The sequence below is a fragment of the Bovifimicola ammoniilytica genome (assembly GCF_025567085.1).
Lineage (GTDB): Bacteria > Bacillota > Clostridia > Lachnospirales > Lachnospiraceae > Bovifimicola > Bovifimicola ammoniilytica.
Map to the genome: position 1 here is coordinate 73,769 of NZ_JAOQJN010000004.1, position 16,131 is coordinate 89,899.

At 34.3% G+C, this 16,131-nt stretch carries 14 protein-coding genes; 13 read left to right on the forward strand and 1 reads right to left on the reverse strand.

What is annotated here, in order from left to right; translation table 11 throughout:
• Positions 1 to 5: 5 nt before the first annotated feature.
• The 8 genes from grpE to thiI all read left to right on the forward strand — a co-directional run bounded on the left by grpE (position 6) and on the right by thiI (position 11,106).
• Positions 6 to 677: a nucleotide exchange factor GrpE gene (gene grpE, locus OCV48_RS06060; RefSeq protein WP_021983699.1), complete on the forward strand. Its 672-nt coding sequence runs from the start codon at positions 6 to 8 to the stop codon at positions 675 to 677.
• A 148-nt stretch (positions 678 to 825) separates the two neighbouring features.
• Positions 826 to 2,688 carry a molecular chaperone DnaK gene (gene dnaK / locus OCV48_RS06065; protein WP_021983698.1) on the forward strand — a complete coding sequence of 621 codons (1,863 nt, stop codon included), beginning with the start codon at positions 826 to 828 and terminating at the stop codon, positions 2,686 to 2,688.
• A 75-nt stretch (positions 2,689 to 2,763) separates the two neighbouring features.
• Complete coding sequence (gene dnaJ, locus OCV48_RS06070) at positions 2,764 to 3,936, forward strand: molecular chaperone DnaJ (RefSeq protein ID WP_021983697.1); 1,173 nt, start codon at positions 2,764 to 2,766, stop codon at positions 3,934 to 3,936.
• Positions 3,937 to 4,289: 353 nt separating this feature from the next.
• Entirely contained in the window at positions 4,290 to 6,368 is a 2,079-nt protein-coding gene (gene glgX, locus OCV48_RS06075; RefSeq protein WP_394803250.1) for a glycogen debranching protein GlgX, read from the forward strand.
• Between the two features lie 305 nt (positions 6,369 to 6,673).
• Positions 6,674 to 7,633: a 50S ribosomal protein L11 methyltransferase gene (gene prmA / locus OCV48_RS06080; RefSeq protein ID WP_021983695.1), complete on the forward strand. Its 960-nt coding sequence runs from the start codon at positions 6,674 to 6,676 to the stop codon at positions 7,631 to 7,633.
• A 159-nt stretch (positions 7,634 to 7,792) separates the two neighbouring features.
• Positions 7,793 to 8,539 (forward strand): 16S rRNA (uracil(1498)-N(3))-methyltransferase, encoded by a 747-nt coding sequence (locus tag OCV48_RS06085; RefSeq protein ID WP_021983694.1) that lies wholly within the window; start codon positions 7,793 to 7,795, stop codon positions 8,537 to 8,539.
• Between the two features lie 143 nt (positions 8,540 to 8,682).
• On the forward strand, positions 8,683 to 9,837 hold the full coding sequence (locus OCV48_RS06090; protein ID WP_147591412.1) for a cysteine desulfurase family protein: 1,155 nt from the start codon (positions 8,683 to 8,685) through the stop codon (positions 9,835 to 9,837).
• A 90-nt stretch (positions 9,838 to 9,927) separates the two neighbouring features.
• Positions 9,928 to 11,106 carry a tRNA uracil 4-sulfurtransferase ThiI gene (gene thiI / locus OCV48_RS06095; RefSeq protein ID WP_021983692.1) on the forward strand — a complete coding sequence of 393 codons (1,179 nt, stop codon included), beginning with the start codon at positions 9,928 to 9,930 and terminating at the stop codon, positions 11,104 to 11,106.
• A gap of 358 nt (positions 11,107 to 11,464) precedes the next feature.
• Here the strand turns inward: thiI and OCV48_RS06100 are convergent, their stop codons facing one another.
• The gene (locus OCV48_RS06100) at positions 11,465 to 11,698 is read right to left on the reverse strand and encodes an HPr family phosphocarrier protein (RefSeq protein WP_021983691.1); all 234 of its coding nucleotides are present in this window, start codon (positions 11,696 to 11,698) and stop codon (positions 11,465 to 11,467) included.
• Positions 11,699 to 11,869: 171 nt separating this feature from the next.
• Here OCV48_RS06100 and mtaB point away from each other — a divergent pair, with 171 nt between their 5' ends.
• From mtaB to OCV48_RS06125, 5 genes are all read left to right on the forward strand, one after another.
• Complete coding sequence (gene mtaB / locus OCV48_RS06105; RefSeq protein WP_021983690.1) at positions 11,870 to 13,183, forward strand: tRNA (N(6)-L-threonylcarbamoyladenosine(37)-C(2))-methylthiotransferase MtaB; 1,314 nt, start codon at positions 11,870 to 11,872, stop codon at positions 13,181 to 13,183.
• Positions 13,184 to 13,359: 176 nt separating this feature from the next.
• A complete protein-coding gene (locus tag OCV48_RS06110; protein WP_021983689.1) occupies positions 13,360 to 13,623 on the forward strand; it encodes an IreB family regulatory phosphoprotein in 264 nt (87 codons plus the stop codon).
• Positions 13,624 to 13,640: 17 nt separating this feature from the next.
• A complete protein-coding gene (ruvX, locus tag OCV48_RS06115) occupies positions 13,641 to 14,066 on the forward strand; it encodes a Holliday junction resolvase RuvX (RefSeq protein ID WP_147591413.1) in 426 nt (141 codons plus the stop codon).
• An 84-nt stretch (positions 14,067 to 14,150) separates the two neighbouring features.
• Positions 14,151 to 14,426, forward strand: coding sequence for a DUF1292 domain-containing protein (locus OCV48_RS06120; RefSeq protein ID WP_021983687.1), 276 nt, complete (start codon positions 14,151 to 14,153; stop codon positions 14,424 to 14,426).
• Positions 14,427 to 14,445: 19 nt separating this feature from the next.
• The gene (locus OCV48_RS06125) at positions 14,446 to 16,113 is read left to right on the forward strand and encodes a ribonuclease J (protein ID WP_021983686.1); all 1,668 of its coding nucleotides are present in this window, start codon (positions 14,446 to 14,448) and stop codon (positions 16,111 to 16,113) included.
• Positions 16,114 to 16,131 lie beyond the last annotated feature (18 nt).

Sequence of the window (16,131 nt, forward strand, 5' to 3'; positions counted from 1 at the left end):
AATAAGTGACAGATAATAAAATAGATAAAGACAATACAGATAAAGGCAATACAGATAAAGCAGAGGAAGTGGTTGAAGAAACAACAGAAGATGTAACAGAAGAAGTTACAGATGATGTGACAAATGAAACTGAGAATTCTGGAGCAGAAGCTACAGAAAATGAATCAGCAGATGAAGATAACAACCAGAATTCAAAAGAGGGTGAAAAGAAAGGGCTCTTCAAGAAAGATAAGAAGAAAGATAAAAAAGATGAATTGATTGAAGAACTTACTGATAAATATAAGAGAACATTTGCAGAGTTTGATAACTTCCGTAAACGTTCAGAAAAAGAAAAATCAGCTATGTATGAAGTCGGAGCAAAAGATGTGATTGAAAAGATTTTACCAGTAGTTGATAACTTTGAAAGAGGTTTCAAAGCAGTTTCTGAAGAAGAATTAGCAACACCTTTTGCAGAGGGAATGGATAAGATTTACAAACAATTATTAAAGACATTAGAAGACCTTGGTGTTAAAGAAATTGAAGCCGAGGGCAATGAATTTGATCCTAGTCTTCACAACGCAGTAATGCATGTAGAAGATGAAACATTAGGTGAGAATATTGTAGCGGAGGTATTACAGAAAGGCTATATGTATAGAGATTCGGTAGTACGTCATAGTATGGTTAAGGTTGCAAACTAAACAGACAATTGCAAAATATAATGGTTTAGAGCTGCTTTAATAATAGCATAGCAGATACATTATCTGACAGGTATTTTGCAAATAATATATAGATTATTAAAGACATTAACACTATTTTAGAAAATTTATTATTTAGGAGGAATTAATTATGAGTAAAATTATAGGTATTGACTTAGGAACAACAAACTCATGTGTAGCAGTTATGGAAGGTGGTAAACCTACAGTTATTGCTAACCAGGAAGGACTTAGAACTACACCATCAGTTGTAGCATTTACAAAGACAGGAGAAAGACTTGTAGGTGATCCGGCAAAACGTCAGGCTGTTACAAACGCAGAAAAGACTATTTCTTCTATTAAAAGACATATGGGTACAGATTATAAGGTAACTATTGATGATAAGAAATATTCGCCACAGGAAATTTCAGCAATGATTCTTCAAAAATTAAAAGCTGATGCTGAAGGATATCTTGGAGAAAAGGTAAGCGAAGCAGTTATCACAGTTCCAGCATATTTCAATGATGCACAGAGACAGGCAACAAAAGATGCTGGTAAGATTGCAGGACTTGAAGTTAAGAGAATTATCAACGAGCCAACAGCAGCAGCTTTAGCATATGGTCTTGATAATGAAAGTGAACAGAAGATTATGGTATACGATTTAGGTGGTGGTACATTTGATGTATCTATTATCGAAATCGGTGATGGTGTTATCGAAGTTCTTGCTACAAACGGTGATACAAGACTTGGTGGCGATGACTTTGATGAACATTTAACAACATATATGATTAATGAATTTAAGGCTCAGGAGGGTGTTGACCTAAGCACAGATAAGATGGCACTTCAGAGATTAAAGGAAGCAGCAGAAAAAGCAAAGAAAGAATTATCTTCAGCAGCCAGCACAAACATCAATCTTCCATTCATTACAGCAGTTAATGGCGAGCCAAAGCATTTTGATATGACATTAACAAGAGCTAAATTTGATGAATTAACACATGACTTAGTTGAAAGAACAGTTATTCCTGTTCAGAACGCATTAAAAGATGCCGGACTTAATATGTCGGATATTTCAAAAGTATTATTAGTTGGTGGTTCAACACGTATTCCGGCAGTACAGGATAAAGTTAAACAGTTAACAGGTAAAGAGCCTAACAAGAGCCTTAACCCAGATGAATGTGTAGCACTTGGTGCATCAATCCAGGGTGGTAAATTAGCTGGAGATTCGGGCGCAGGTGACATCTTACTTCTTGATGTAACTCCACTTTCACTTAGTATTGAGACTATGGGTGGTGTAGCTACAAGATTAATCGAGAGAAATACTACAATTCCTACAAAGAAGAGCCAGATATTCTCTACAGCAGCAGATAACCAGAGTGCAGTTGATATCAATGTACTTCAGGGTGAAAGACAGTTTGCTAAAGATAATAAGAGTCTTGGTCAGTTCAGACTTGATGGTATCCCACCAGCAAGAAGAGGTGTTCCACAGATTGAAGTTACATTCGATATTGATGCAAATGGTATAGTAAATGTATCAGCTAAAGATTTAGGAACAGGTAAAGAACAGCATATTACAATTACAGCAGGTTCTAATATGTCTGATGCAGAAATAGATAAAGCTGTTAAAGAAGCAGCAGAATTTGAAGCACAGGATAAGAAACGTAAGGAAGCAATTGATACAAGAAATGAAGCAGATTCAATGGTATTCCAGACACAGAAAGCTCTTGAGGAAGCAGGAGACAAGATTGATCCTAATGAAAAAGCATCAGTTGAAGCAGATTTGAATGCACTTAAAGAATTAGTTGAGAAATCTAATCCTGAAAATATGACAGATGCAGAAGTTGCAGATATCAAAGCAGCACAGGAAAAATTAATGACAGGTGCTCAGAGCTTATTCGCTAAAATGTACGAACAGGCACAGGGAACAGCAGGTGCAGGTCCTGATATGGGTGGTGCAGCTAGTCAGGCAGATACAGGAGCTAATGACGATGTGGTTGATGGAGATTACAAAGAAGTTTAATTAGAATAAGCAGGTCTGGCAGGGTATTTAATACCATGCCAGATTTCTTGGTTTTGCTTTGGAATGGAGAGAATTATGGCAGATAAAAGAGATTACTATGAAGTGCTTGGCGTTGATAAGAATGCTGATGATGCAGAGATAAAGAAAGCGTATCGAGTACTTGCTAAAAAGTATCACCCAGATATTAATCCTGGTGATAAAGAAGCTGAAGCAAAGTTCAAAGAGGCAAGTGAGGCATATGCAGTTCTTAGTGACCATGAAAAGAGACAGAAGTATGACCAGTTTGGTCATGCAGCATTTGATGGCTCAGGTGGTGCAGGAGCAGGTGGATTTGACTTCAATTTCGAAGATATGGGAGATATTTTCGGTGATATATTTGGAGGAATGTTTGGTGGCGGAAGAAGCCAGCGAAATAGCAATGGCCCACAGAAAGGTGCTAACTTAAGAACAAGTGTAAGAGTTACTTTTGAAGAAGCAGCATTTGGATGCGAAAAAGAGATAGAACTCACATTGAAAGATGAATGTACAACTTGCCATGGAACAGGAGCGAAAGCAGGAACAACACCTGTAACATGTACAAAATGTGGTGGTAAAGGTCAGATTGTATTTACCCAGCAGTCATTATTCGGAATGGTGAGAAATGTACAGACTTGTCCTGAATGTAAAGGAAAAGGTAAAATAATTAAAGAAAAATGTCCTGATTGTTATGGTACAGGATACAAGAGCAGCAGAAAGAAGATTCAGGTGTCTGTCCCTGCTGGTATTGATAATGGTCAGAGTATCAGAATCAGAGGGAAAGGTGAACCTGGAATTAATGGTGGTGAAAGAGGTGATTTATTAGTAGAAGTTGTTGTATCACGTCACCCTATATTTGAAAGACAGGATTATACAATTTATTCAACTTCTCCGATTACTTTTGCACAGGCTGCAATGGGTGGAGATGTAAGAATTAAGACAATTGATGGTGATGTATTATTTAACATTAAACCTGGTACACAGACTAATACAAAGATTAGATTAAAAGGCAAGGGTATACCTACTCTTAGAAATAAACAGGTACGTGGTGACCAGATTGTTACACTTATAGTTCAGGTACCTGAGAGAATGACAGCAGAACAGAAAGAAGCTCTTAGAGCGTTTGATGATGCAATGGGCGGAAGTCTTAATGTTGGCAAAGAAGAAAAGGATAAGACTAAAGAAGAGAAGAAGAAAAAGGGTATATTCGATAAAATAAAAGATTCACTGTAATAAATATAATATATCAATGAGAGTCCATATATGTTGCATATATGGGCTTTCTTAATTTAAAAATTTGTTTTTATATGTGTTTGAAAATAAATGGTTTGCAATGGCTTTTTCTTTGTGTTAAAGTATAATAATGGCGATGGAATTATTAAATTTATGAATGAATTACAAAATGTGATAAGATATATATGATTTCAGATTAAAAGTATATGATAAATCTAAATAATAATTCCAAAATATAAGTTTTGTGATTATGAATAGAGGAAAAGAAAATACGAAAGGAATAGTCTGTTACAGACAGATAATCAGTTATGGAAAAAGTAGAAAACAGATACGTGGTTGGCGGAAAGGTTGATATGAATAAAGTTCATATGAGACCAATTGATGAGGTTAATGGATACCAGATTAGGCCGGGCTTATATGAAATGTATGGGGCGACGGCAATTCCTGGTGGTGTTAATTTTACTGTACAGTCAACTAATGCGACTTCTTGTGAGTTGTTGCTTTTTGAACCTAGGGAAAGTGTACCGTTTGCAACGATTAAATTCCCGGAGAAATATAAAATTGGGAATGTATATTCAATGATAGTATTTAAGCTAAATATTGAGGATTTCGAATATGCATACAGGTTAGATGGACCATATGAACCTAATAAGGGAATTGTTTTCGATAAGAGTAAATTCTTATTAGACCCTTATGCAAAGGCTGTAACAGGACAGAGTGTATGGGGAAGTCCTGTCGGAGATAATTGCTATAAAGCAAGAGTAGTTAAAGATGACTTCGATTGGGGAGATTTTGCTAATCCATTGATTCCTATGGAAGATTTAATTATATATGAGTTGCATGTGCGTGGATTTAGTAAAGATGCTTCATCGGGAATTGATGAGAAAGAGAGAGGAACTTTTGAAGCATTAAGAAAGAAGATTCCATATCTGAAAGAATTAGGTATAAATGCGGTTGAGCTTATGCCGATATTCGAATTTGATGAGACAAGAGATAGAAGAGAAGTTAATGGAGAAGTATTATTAGACTACTGGGGATATAATCCTATAAGTTTTTTTGCACCTAATACAAGCTATTCTTCAAAATTAGAATTTAACAGAGAAGGCAATGAATTAAAGAATCTTATCAAAGAAATGAATGAAAATGGTATAGAAGTATTCTTAGATGTTGTATTTAACCATACAGCAGAGGGAAATGAAAAAGGACCATATATTTCATTTAAAGGTTTTGATAATAATATATATTATATGTTAACACCTGACGGATATTATTATAACTTTAGTGGTTGTGGTAATACACTTAATTGTAATAATCCTATTGTACAGCAGATGATACTTGAATGTCTTAGATATTGGGTTATCAATTACAGAATTGATGGCTTCAGATTCGACCTTGCGACAATTCTTGGTAGAAATGAAGATGGTTCACCTATGAGTAAGCCACCGCTTTTACAGAGTCTTGCATTTGACCCGGTTTTAGCGGATGTTAAGTTAATTGCAGAGGCATGGGATGCAGGTGGATTATATCAGGTAGGAACATTCCCATCATGGAATCGATGGTCAGAATGGAACGGAAGATACAGAGATGATATAAGAGGCTTTCTTAAGGGCGACAGTGGACTTGCTTACGTAGCATCTAACCGTATCACAGGTTCTACAGACTTATATGATGAGCATCTAAGAGGAAGTAATGCATCGGTTAACTTTATAACCTGCCATGATGGTTTTACATTATATGATTTATATTCATATAATCATAAGCATAATGAAGCGAATGGCTGGAATAATACTGATGGAACAAATGATAATTTAAGCTGGAACTGTGGAGCTGAGGGTGAAACAGATGATAAAGAAGTAATGAAGCTCCGTAAAAGAATGATTAAAAATGCATGTGCAGTGCTTATGTTAAGCCGGGGAATACCGATGTTTTTTGCAGGTGATGAATTCTGTAATACGTCATATGGTAATAATAATGCATATTGTCAGGATAATAAAATATCGTGGCTTGACTGGACACTCTTAGAGAAGAATAAAGATGTATTTAATTTCTTCAAATCAACAATAGCATTTAGAAAGAATAACAGTGCATTGAGAAGAAATGGACAGTTTTGTTCACTTGGTTTTCCACCGGTAAGTACACATGGTGTAAAAGCATTTGAAAATAGATATGATTCTAATACAAAATATATAGGTGTAATGTTTGCTGGAAGAAGCGAAGATGATGACAGCAAAGATGAGATTATCTATATAGGCATTAATACATTTTGGCAGCCTATGAATATAGAACTTCCATCACTTGCGGGCAAATATAAATGGCAGATTATTATTAATACAATGGATGAAGCAGGTTATATAGAAGAAAAGGCGATATTCTTAATAGGTAACCAGTTTGAGATTCCAGAGAGAACAGTTGTAGTATTTAAAGCAGTTTAATATAAAATTGGATAATAGTGTGAAAAATAATGCTGATGCGATTATTTTTCGCACAGTTATTTGTTTTGGAGTGAAAGCAAATAGCCATTATGGCAGATGAGAAATCGCCTGTGCGAATTTCTCATCGCCTCTTCGCGATGACTCGCCCAGAAAAGAAGATAGTGTGAAATAATTGTGCTGATGCACCAATTATTTCACACAGCTAAATGTGTCGCAGACGTCACATTTAGCCTTTATCGCAGAGCAAAATCTGAAATTTTGCTCGCGGTTCTTTCGACGTAAACGTCTGCGGAATGGAGATTAATATGCAGTGGAAGAAATTTACGCTTGAGACAACAACGGATGCTGTTGACTTAGTTAGTGGAGCATTAATGGAAGCTGGAATCGACAGTTTTGAAATAGAAGATAAGAAGCAGATTAGTGAAGCTGAGAAAGAAGCTATGTATATAGATATACTTCCAGAGTTAGTGGATGATGGAGTAGCAAGAATAATATTCTATATGGATATTGATACAAGTGATAAGAAAGAACAGGAAATTCTTGATAACATTAATACACAGCTTGAGGAGTTAAGAACATTTGTAGATATTGGCTCAGGCAAGATAACAGAGGGAACAACAGAGGACAAGGATTGGATAAATAAATGGAAAGAATTCTTTAAACCATTTGCAATTGACGATATTTTAGTAAAGCCAACCTGGGAAAATGTAGAAGATATCGATAAATATAAGATGGTAATTGAAATTGATCCGGGGACCGCATTTGGAACAGGACTTCACGAAACAACGCAGCTTTGCATAAGACAGCTTAGAAAATATATAACAAATGATACAAATCTCTTAGATGTAGGCTGTGGAAGTGGAATCTTATCAATTATCGGAAGAAAATTAGGTGCTAAAAATGCATTTGGAATTGATATAGACGAAGCAGCGGTAACAGCATCAATTGAGAATGCTAAGGTTAATGGTGTAGACAATAATATTGAATTCATTAAGGGAAATATTATTGATGATAAAGAAATTAAAGATAAGGCAGGATATGGATGTTACGATATAGTAGTTGCTAATATTTTAGCAGACATAATAATTCCTTTATCTAAAGTAATTGCACCACATCTTAAGAGGGGTGGATTATTTATTACATCAGGAATTATTTATAATAAAGAGGCTGATGTGGTAAAGGCAATAGAAGAAAATGAGCAGTTAGAAGTTAAAGAGATAACCAGACAGAAAGACTGGGTAAGTGTGACTGCTATTAGAAAATAAATGGATATAGTGTGGAAGAATTGCATCAATATGACAATTATTTCACATAGCTATTTGTTTCGGAGCGAAAGCAAATAGCCGTTATGGCAGATGAGAAATCGCCTGCGCGAATTTCTCATCGCCTCCTCGCGAATAATTCGCTCGGAAATGAGGATTAAGGTGCATCATTTTTTTGTAACAGAGAATCAGGTTAATAAAGAAAATAAAGAGATAATAATTACTGGAAGTGACGTGAATCATATTATTAATGTGCTTAGAATGAAAGCCGGAGAGGAAGTATTAATAAGTGATGGCAACGGAAATGATTATCTTGGCAGGATTAAAGACGGTTCAGACAGAGACAAGGTGTTAGTGGATATCACTGATGAGAAATACGAGGGCTCAGAATTGCCATCTAAAATATATCTTTTTCAGGGATTACCAAAGAGTGATAAGATGGAAATGATTATACAAAAAGCTGTTGAGTTAGGTGTATATGAAATTATTCCTGTAGCTACAAAGAGAGCAGTAGTGAAGTTAGATGCTAAAAAAGAAAGTGCAAAGCTTAAGAGATGGAATGGTATATCTGAAAGTGCGGCAAAACAGTCCAGAAGAAGTATAATTCCTAAGGTAAATAATGTTATGAGCTTCAAAGAAGCAATAAATTATGCAAAAACACTTGACATAAATTTAATTCCGTATGAAAATTACAAGGATATGTCTGAAACTAAGGAAGTCATTGCAAATGTGAAAAAGGGAATGTCGGTCGGAATATTTATCGGACCTGAAGGTGGCTTCGATGAAGCAGAAATAGATACAGCAGTAGAATCAGGCATTAACAGAATTTCATTGGGAAAGAGAATATTAAGAACGGAGACAGCAGGATTAATGATAGTCTCTGTATTAATGTTTAAATTAGAAGATTAATTATAAAATTAGTCATTAGTCTATTAAGTTATTCATTAAATTATTAATCCATTCTTTAATTACGTTATTCATTTATCAAATTATTAATTAATTTGTTTATCAGATGGATAATTATGCAAAATATTATATAGAAAGGTACGAAAATGGAAGCATATTTAGATAATTCCGCAACAACTAAAGTATTTGATGAAGTCAAAGATATAATGGTAGAGACGATGTTAAAAGATTATGGTAATCCGTCCTCTATGCACCTTCGAGGAGTTGAAGCGGAGAAGTATGTTAAAGAAGCAAGAGAAAATATAGCTAAGACACTTAAAGTTGATGAGAAAGAGATAGTATTTACATCAGGTGGAACAGAGTCTAATAATATGGCTATCATAGGAACTGCATTAGCTAATAAAAGAGCTGGTAATCATATAATTACCACAGCGGTTGAGCATGCATCGGTTCATAATACAATGGAATTTTTAGCTGAACAAGGCTTTAGGATAACATATCTTAATGTAAATGAATCAGGCGTTATTAATATAAAAGATTTAGAAGATGCGATATGTGATGACACAATTCTTATATCAGTTATGTATGTTAATAATGAAATAGGTTCAGTGATGCCAATTAGTGAGATAGCCGAAGTGATAAAGGCTAAGAAGCCGGATGTAGTCTTTCATGTAGATGCAATACAGGCATATGGTAAATATCATATTTATCCTAGAAGAATGGGTATAGACCTGTTATCAGTAAGTGGACATAAGATTCATGGACCTAAGGGTTCGGGTTTTCTTTATGTTAGAGATAAATTAAAAATCAAGCCTATAATCTATGGTGGCGGTCAACAGAAAGGAATGCGTTCTGGAACTGAAAATGTACCGGGAATTGCAGGAATCGGTGTAGCTGCTAAGAAAATTTATGAAAACTTTGATGAAAATATAGACAGACTCTATGAATTAAAAGATTATCTTATTGATGAGTTGTCTAAGATAGAAAATGTAAGGATTCACAGTAAGAAAGGCAGAGACTTTGCACCACAGATAGTCAATGCAAGTTTTGTTGGTGTACGTAGCGAGGTGCTCCTGCATTCATTAGAAGACAGGAAAATATATGTATCAGCAGGTTCTGCATGTAGTACAAATAAACATACTGTCAGTGCTACCCTTAAAGGTATAGGTCTTGATTTTGATGAAATAGAGTCAGCTATAAGATTCAGTTTTTGTATATTTACTACTAAAGAAGAGATAGATTATACAGTAAGTGTGATTAATGAGCTGTTACCAAGATTAAGATTATTTAGACGAAAATAATATATATAAATTTATTTGCAAGGGATATATTTTAGTACCCTGCAAATTTAGATGAGATAGTTAACAGTTAATAGAAAATGGAGGAAAAAGATGTTTAAAGCATTTTTATTAAAATACGCTGAAATCGGTGTTAAGGGCAAAAACAGATATATATTTGAAGATGCGTTAGTTAAACAGATTCAGCTTGCACTTGAGAAAGTTGATGGTGAATTCGAAATTGTAAAAGTATCAGGAAGAATATATGCTATTGCAAAAGATGAATTCGATTACGATGAGACAGTTTCAGCACTTACCAAAGTATTTGGCATAGTAGGAATTTGTCCATTAGTGCAGATAGAAGATGATGGTTTTGATGATTTAAGTGAGAAAGTTATAGAATATCTTAAGAAGATGTATCCGGGAAAGGATTACACATTTAAGGTTAATGCAAGAAGAGCAAGAAAGAACTATCCGTTATCATCACCAGAGATTAATATGGAGTTAGGAGGAAGAATACTTGATGCAATTCCTAATGTAAAAGTAGATGTTCATAATCCTGATATAATGGTAAATGTGGAAATCAGAGAGAAGATTAATATATATACAGAAACAATCAAGGGAGCGGGTGGTATGCCGATAGGTACTGCAGGTAAAGCTATGCTACTTTTATCAGGCGGAATAGATAGCCCGGTTGCAGGCTATATGATTGCAAAACGAGGAGTTACTCTAGAGGCAACTTATTTCCATGCACCACCTTATACAAGCGAGAGAGCAAAACAGAAAGTTATAGATTTAGCCAAAATAGTTGCAAAATACTCAGGACCAATTAAGTTAAATATTGTGAATTTTACAGACCCACAGTTATATATCTATGAAGTGTGTCCACATGAAGAATTAACAATTATTATGAGAAGATATATGATGAGAATAGCTGAACATTTTGCTAAGGAATCAGGCTGTCTCGGACTTATCACAGGTGAAAGTATCGGTCAGGTGGCAAGCCAGACAATGCAGTCATTAAATGCTACAAATGAAGTCTGTGAATTACCTGTATACAGACCTGTTATAGCTTTTGATAAACAGGATATAATTGATATATCGAATAATATAGGGACATATGAGACATCAATACTTCCATTTGAAGATTGCTGTACAATATTCGTAGCAAAACACCCTGTTACAAAGCCAAATGTAAATATTATCAGAAATTCAGAAGCAAAACTCGGTGAAAAAATGGACGAATTAGTTAAAAAAGCGATTGAAACAGTAGAAGTTGTGATGTGTGAATAAAATGGAATAAATAATGTAGGTGTTATAAATCAGCTAGTATTTATGTCTAACGAAAACAAGCGCATTTTCTCGTTTTGTTGCGTCGTTTATTGAAAGCTGTTACGCGAACTCGCCTCAGGCTCAAACAGTGCTTCACAACTTTCATTATACTCGCAAAACTTCGAAATTAAGCTATGTTTTCTTATATACATAAATACTAACTGATTATAAACTACATTAATGGATAAGAAATATAAGATAAGTAATGAAACGTAGAGCAGAATAGAATACTGATTAGATGATACTAACGGAGCAGTATCAGGAATTTCAGACAAGAAAAAACTGCTACACAATGTGTAACAGTTTCAATATGTACTGATTATTCAACGATGTATGGTTTTAATACAGATAAAATCTCATCGATATTATCTTCAGCGTGAATATTTAAATCAATATTTTTAGATAAATCCAAACTGAAAATTCCCATAATAGATTTTGCATCGATAACATATCTACCTGATACTAAATCAAAATCAGAATCGAATTTTGTAATATCATTTACGAATGCCTTTACCTTGTCGATTGAATTTAAACATATTTTAACTGTTTTCATTTAAAATACCTCCTATCACAATAATATAGTAATCTTTTTGAACTAGTGATATATGTGATTATGTGATTAATCACCATATTTATATACTACATTTTATATGGATAAAAGTCAACTAAAAAATAATTATAGTACAAAATATAAACAACAAATATAAGAAATGAGGAAGCAAAATTGAAGAAAAAAGTCGCATTACACAATTTAGGATGTAAGGTTAATGCATATGAAACAGAGGCAATGGGGGAAGAATTAGCTAATAGTGGATATGAGATAGTACCTTTTGAAGAGGGTGCAGACATTTATATTATAAATACATGTACGGTTACTAATATTGCAGACAGAAAATCAAGACAGATGCTTCATAAAGCAAAGAAGATGAATAAAGATGCAATAGTAGTAGCAGTAGGCTGTTATGCACAGGCAGCTTCAGAGAAGTTAAAGAAAGATGAATCTATTGATATAATTGTTGGAAATGATATGAAAAAGGACATTGTTAATATAATCAATAATTGTGTTGATAAAAAAGTATCTGTTGTTGATATAAATGATACAAAGGTGAAAAGACAATATGAAGAGTTGAATATTGAAAGTATGGAAGAACATACAAGGGCATACATTAAGATTCAGGACGGCTGTAACCAGTTTTGTACATATTGTATAATTCCTTATGCAAGGGGCAGGGTGAGAAGCAGAAAGTTAGAGAATATAATAAATGAGGTAAAGAGATTAGCTGATAATGGATATAAAGAGATAGTTTTAACAGGCATTCACCTTAGTTCATACGGGATTGATATTCAGGATGAAAATGTTTCGCTTATGGATGTAATAGAAGAAATAGGTAAAAATGATGGAATAAAGAGAATAAGATTAGGTTCATTAGAGCCTAGAATAATAACTGAGGAATTCTTAGAAAGACTAACTAAAGTAGATGCATTTTGTCCACATTTTCATTTGTCATTACAAAGTGGCTGTGATGAAACATTAAAGCGAATGAACAGAAGATATACTTCTGAGGAATATTTAGAGGGTTGTAAATTAATCAGAAAATATTATCCTAAAGCAGCGATTACCACAGATGTTATTGTCGGTTTTCCAGGAGAAACTGAAGAAGAATTTAATAAATGTAAGAACTTTCTGGAAAAAGTGAATTTTGCCCAGATGCATATATTCAAGTATTCAAGAAGAGAGGGTACTAAGGCAGCTATAATGCCTGAGCAGATAGAAGATGAAGTTAAGGCGTTAAGAAGCGATGCGCTTATTGAGTTAAATGAAAGACTTCATAAGGACTATCTAAACAGTTTCATAGGTGATACTAAAGAGGTGTTATTTGAAGAAAAAGTTAAGATATATGATAAAGAATATTTCATTGGACATACTATGGAATATGTTAAGGTTGCGATAGATACAGATGAGAATTTAGAGAATAGAATAGTAGCAGTAAAACTTAAAGAATTATTAAATAATGAAATAGTACTTGCTATGTTTTAAATTTTATATTAGAATAATGAAAGATATTTTTGAGCGTGATATTTTTGAGTGAAAGATATTTATAAATTTAAATTAGTATAAAGCGAAAGAAAAATATTAGTAAAGGAAAAAAACTGCCGAAAGCTTTCTTTCGTTATAAATGGCAGTATCGCATATGCGGTAAATGGTATGAATAGATGAATAACAATATTAATAATACACAGTATTTTAGAGCACCGGCAGAGGCAAAACTTGAAGTGGGACAGATTTTAGAGTGCGTGTACAAAGCACTTGTTGAAAAGGGATATAATCCTGTTAATCAGATAGTGGGATATATCATGTCCGGAGATCCAACTTATATAACAAGCCATAATAACGCCAGAAGTCTCATAATGCGTGTTGAAAGAGATGAACTTATCGAAGAAGCTTTAACATATTACATAAATAATAAGCTTAAATAATAGAAATGAGGTATATTATGCGAATAATGGGCTTGGACTTTGGCTCTAAGACCGTTGGGGTAGCGGTTTCTGATCCACTTTATATTACAGCACAGGGTGTTGAGATTATCCGCAGAGAGCAGGAGAATAAACTTAGAAAGACACTTGCAAGAATAGAAGAATTAGTTAAAGAATATGAAGTAGAGGAAATCGTACTTGGACTTCCGAAGAATATGAATAATTCAATTGGTGAACGTGCAGAAAAGACCTTAGAATTCAAAGCAATGTTAGAGAGAAGAATAGGACTTAATGTTGTTATGTGGGACGAAAGACTAACAACTGTAGCTGCTGATAAGACTATGATGGAAGCCGGTGTCAGAAGAGAGAACAGAAAGAAATATGTAGATCAGATAGCTGCAACATTTATATTGCAAGGCTATTTAGATTCGCGTGCTGGACAATAGATATACGTGTATATACGTGGTGTAGTCTGCTTATGGCGAAGGCAGGTTATGCGTAATTATAGTCGCCAGGAAAAGAGGTTAATTATGTCACAGACAATCAAATTTACAGATGTTGAAACCAACGAAGAAATAGAATTTGAAGTTGTAGAAGAAACAAGAGTTAATAATGTTAATTATTTATTAGTTACAGAAAGTAATGTGACTGTAGATGCATCAGATGATGAAGTTGCATATATTTTAAAAGATTTATCATCACCTGAAGATACAGAGGCTAAATATGAAATTGTTGAGGACGATAACGAGTTGGAATATATTTCTAAAATTTTTGAAGAACTTTTAGAAGATGTAGATATAAATTAATTTGAATGGAGGAAATACTGTGAAACAGGATAGCACAGAGAAAATAAAAATAATACCACTTGGTGGCTTAGAGCAGATTGGTATGAATATTACCGCTTTTGAATATGAGGACAGTATAATTGTAGTGGATTGTGGGCTTGCATTCCCTGATGATGAGATGTTAGGTATCGACCTTGTAATACCTGATATCACATATTTGAAAGATAATATTGAGAAAGTTAAAGGTTTCGTAATAACACATGGTCATGAAGATCATATAGGTGCATTGCCATATGTATTATCAGAGATTAATGTACCAGTATATGCGACAAAACTTACACTTGGCATAATCGAAGGCAAGTTAAAAGAACACAATCTTACGAAATCGGTTAAGAGAAAGGTTGTAAAATACGGTCAGTCAATTAATCTTGGCTGCTTCAGAGTGGAATTCATAAGAACAAACCACAGTATTGTAGATGCAGCTGCACTTGCCATATTCACACCAGCAGGAACAATCGTCCATACAGGAGACTTTAAGATTGACTATACACCTGTATTTGGTGATGCGATTGATCTTACAAGATTCGGTGAACTGGGTAAGAAAGGTGTACTTGCACTTATGTGCGATAGTACAAATGTCTTAAAACCTGGATTTACAATGTCAGAGAGAACGGTAGGAAAGACATTTGACCATATATTTGCAGAGAATACTAATAGAAGAATTATTATTGCAACGTTTGCATCTAATGTGGACAGAGTTCAACAGATTATCAATACTTCTTATAAATTTGGGCGAAAAGTTATTATCGAGGGAAGAAGTATGGTAAATGTAATCAATACTGCAAGTGAGTTAGGTTACATTAACATTCCTGATAACACACTTATAGATATAGAACAGATGAAGAACTACCTTGATGAACAGATTGTACTTATTACAACAGGAAGTCAGGGAGAGGCAATGGCTGCACTTTCAAGAATGGCAGCATCTATCCATAGAAAAGTTACTATTAATAAAGATGATACTGTAATTTTAAGCTCTACACCTATTCCAGGTAATGAAAAAGCTGTATCAAGAGTAATTAACGAGCTTACAAGAAAGGGTGCCAATGTTATTTTCCAGGATACACATGTATCAGGACATGCGTGCCAGGAGGAAATAAAACTTATATATTCACTTGTTAAACCTAAATATTCAATTCCTGTACATGGTGAGTACAGACATTTAATTGCACAGGGGGAACTTGCTAAGACAATGGGAGTTGAAGAGGATAACGTAATTATCTTATCTTCAGGAAATGTGTTAGAGATAGGTTACGAGAATGCGAAAGTTGTAGATCAGGTTCCGGCTGGTGGAATCCTGGTAGATGGACTTGGTGTAGGTGACGTAGGTAACATCGTATTAAGAGACCGACAGAACCTTGCAGAAAATGGAATCATCATTGTCGTAATGACATTAGAGAAATATAGTAACCAGTTACTTGCAGGACCAGACATTGTTACAAGAGGTTTTGTATATGTTAGAGAATCAGAAAATCTTATAGATGAAGCTAAACAGGTTGTTACTGATGCAGTGGATGAGTGCCTTGATAAGCATGTAACAGACTGGGGCAAGATTAAGATGGTTGTTAAAGACAGTCTTAGTGATTATCTCTGGAAGAAGATGAAACGTAATCCTATGATATTACCTATCATTATGGAAGTGGAATAGAATAATGAGGAGTAATTG

Coding starts and splice junctions, on each gene's coding strand:
- thiI (WP_021983692.1), top strand. CDS start 9,928: ATGTTTAAAGCATTTTTATTAAAATACGCTGAAATCGGTGTTAAGGGC.
- OCV48_RS06090 (WP_147591412.1), top strand. CDS start 8,683: ATGGAAGCATATTTAGATAATTCCGCAACAACTAAAGTATTTGATGAA.
- OCV48_RS06110 (WP_021983689.1), top strand. CDS start 13,360: ATGAATAACAATATTAATAATACACAGTATTTTAGAGCACCGGCAGAG.
- ruvX (WP_147591413.1), top strand. CDS start 13,641: ATGCGAATAATGGGCTTGGACTTTGGCTCTAAGACCGTTGGGGTAGCG.
- glgX (WP_394803250.1), top strand. CDS start 4,290: ATGAATAAAGTTCATATGAGACCAATTGATGAGGTTAATGGATACCAG.
- OCV48_RS06100 (WP_021983691.1), bottom strand. CDS start 11,698: ATGAAAACAGTTAAAATATGTTTAAATTCAATCGACAAGGTAAAGGCA.
- dnaK (WP_021983698.1), top strand. CDS start 826: ATGAGTAAAATTATAGGTATTGACTTAGGAACAACAAACTCATGTGTA.
- prmA (WP_021983695.1), top strand. CDS start 6,674: ATGCAGTGGAAGAAATTTACGCTTGAGACAACAACGGATGCTGTTGAC.
- OCV48_RS06120 (WP_021983687.1), top strand. CDS start 14,151: ATGTCACAGACAATCAAATTTACAGATGTTGAAACCAACGAAGAAATA.
- dnaJ (WP_021983697.1), top strand. CDS start 2,764: ATGGCAGATAAAAGAGATTACTATGAAGTGCTTGGCGTTGATAAGAAT.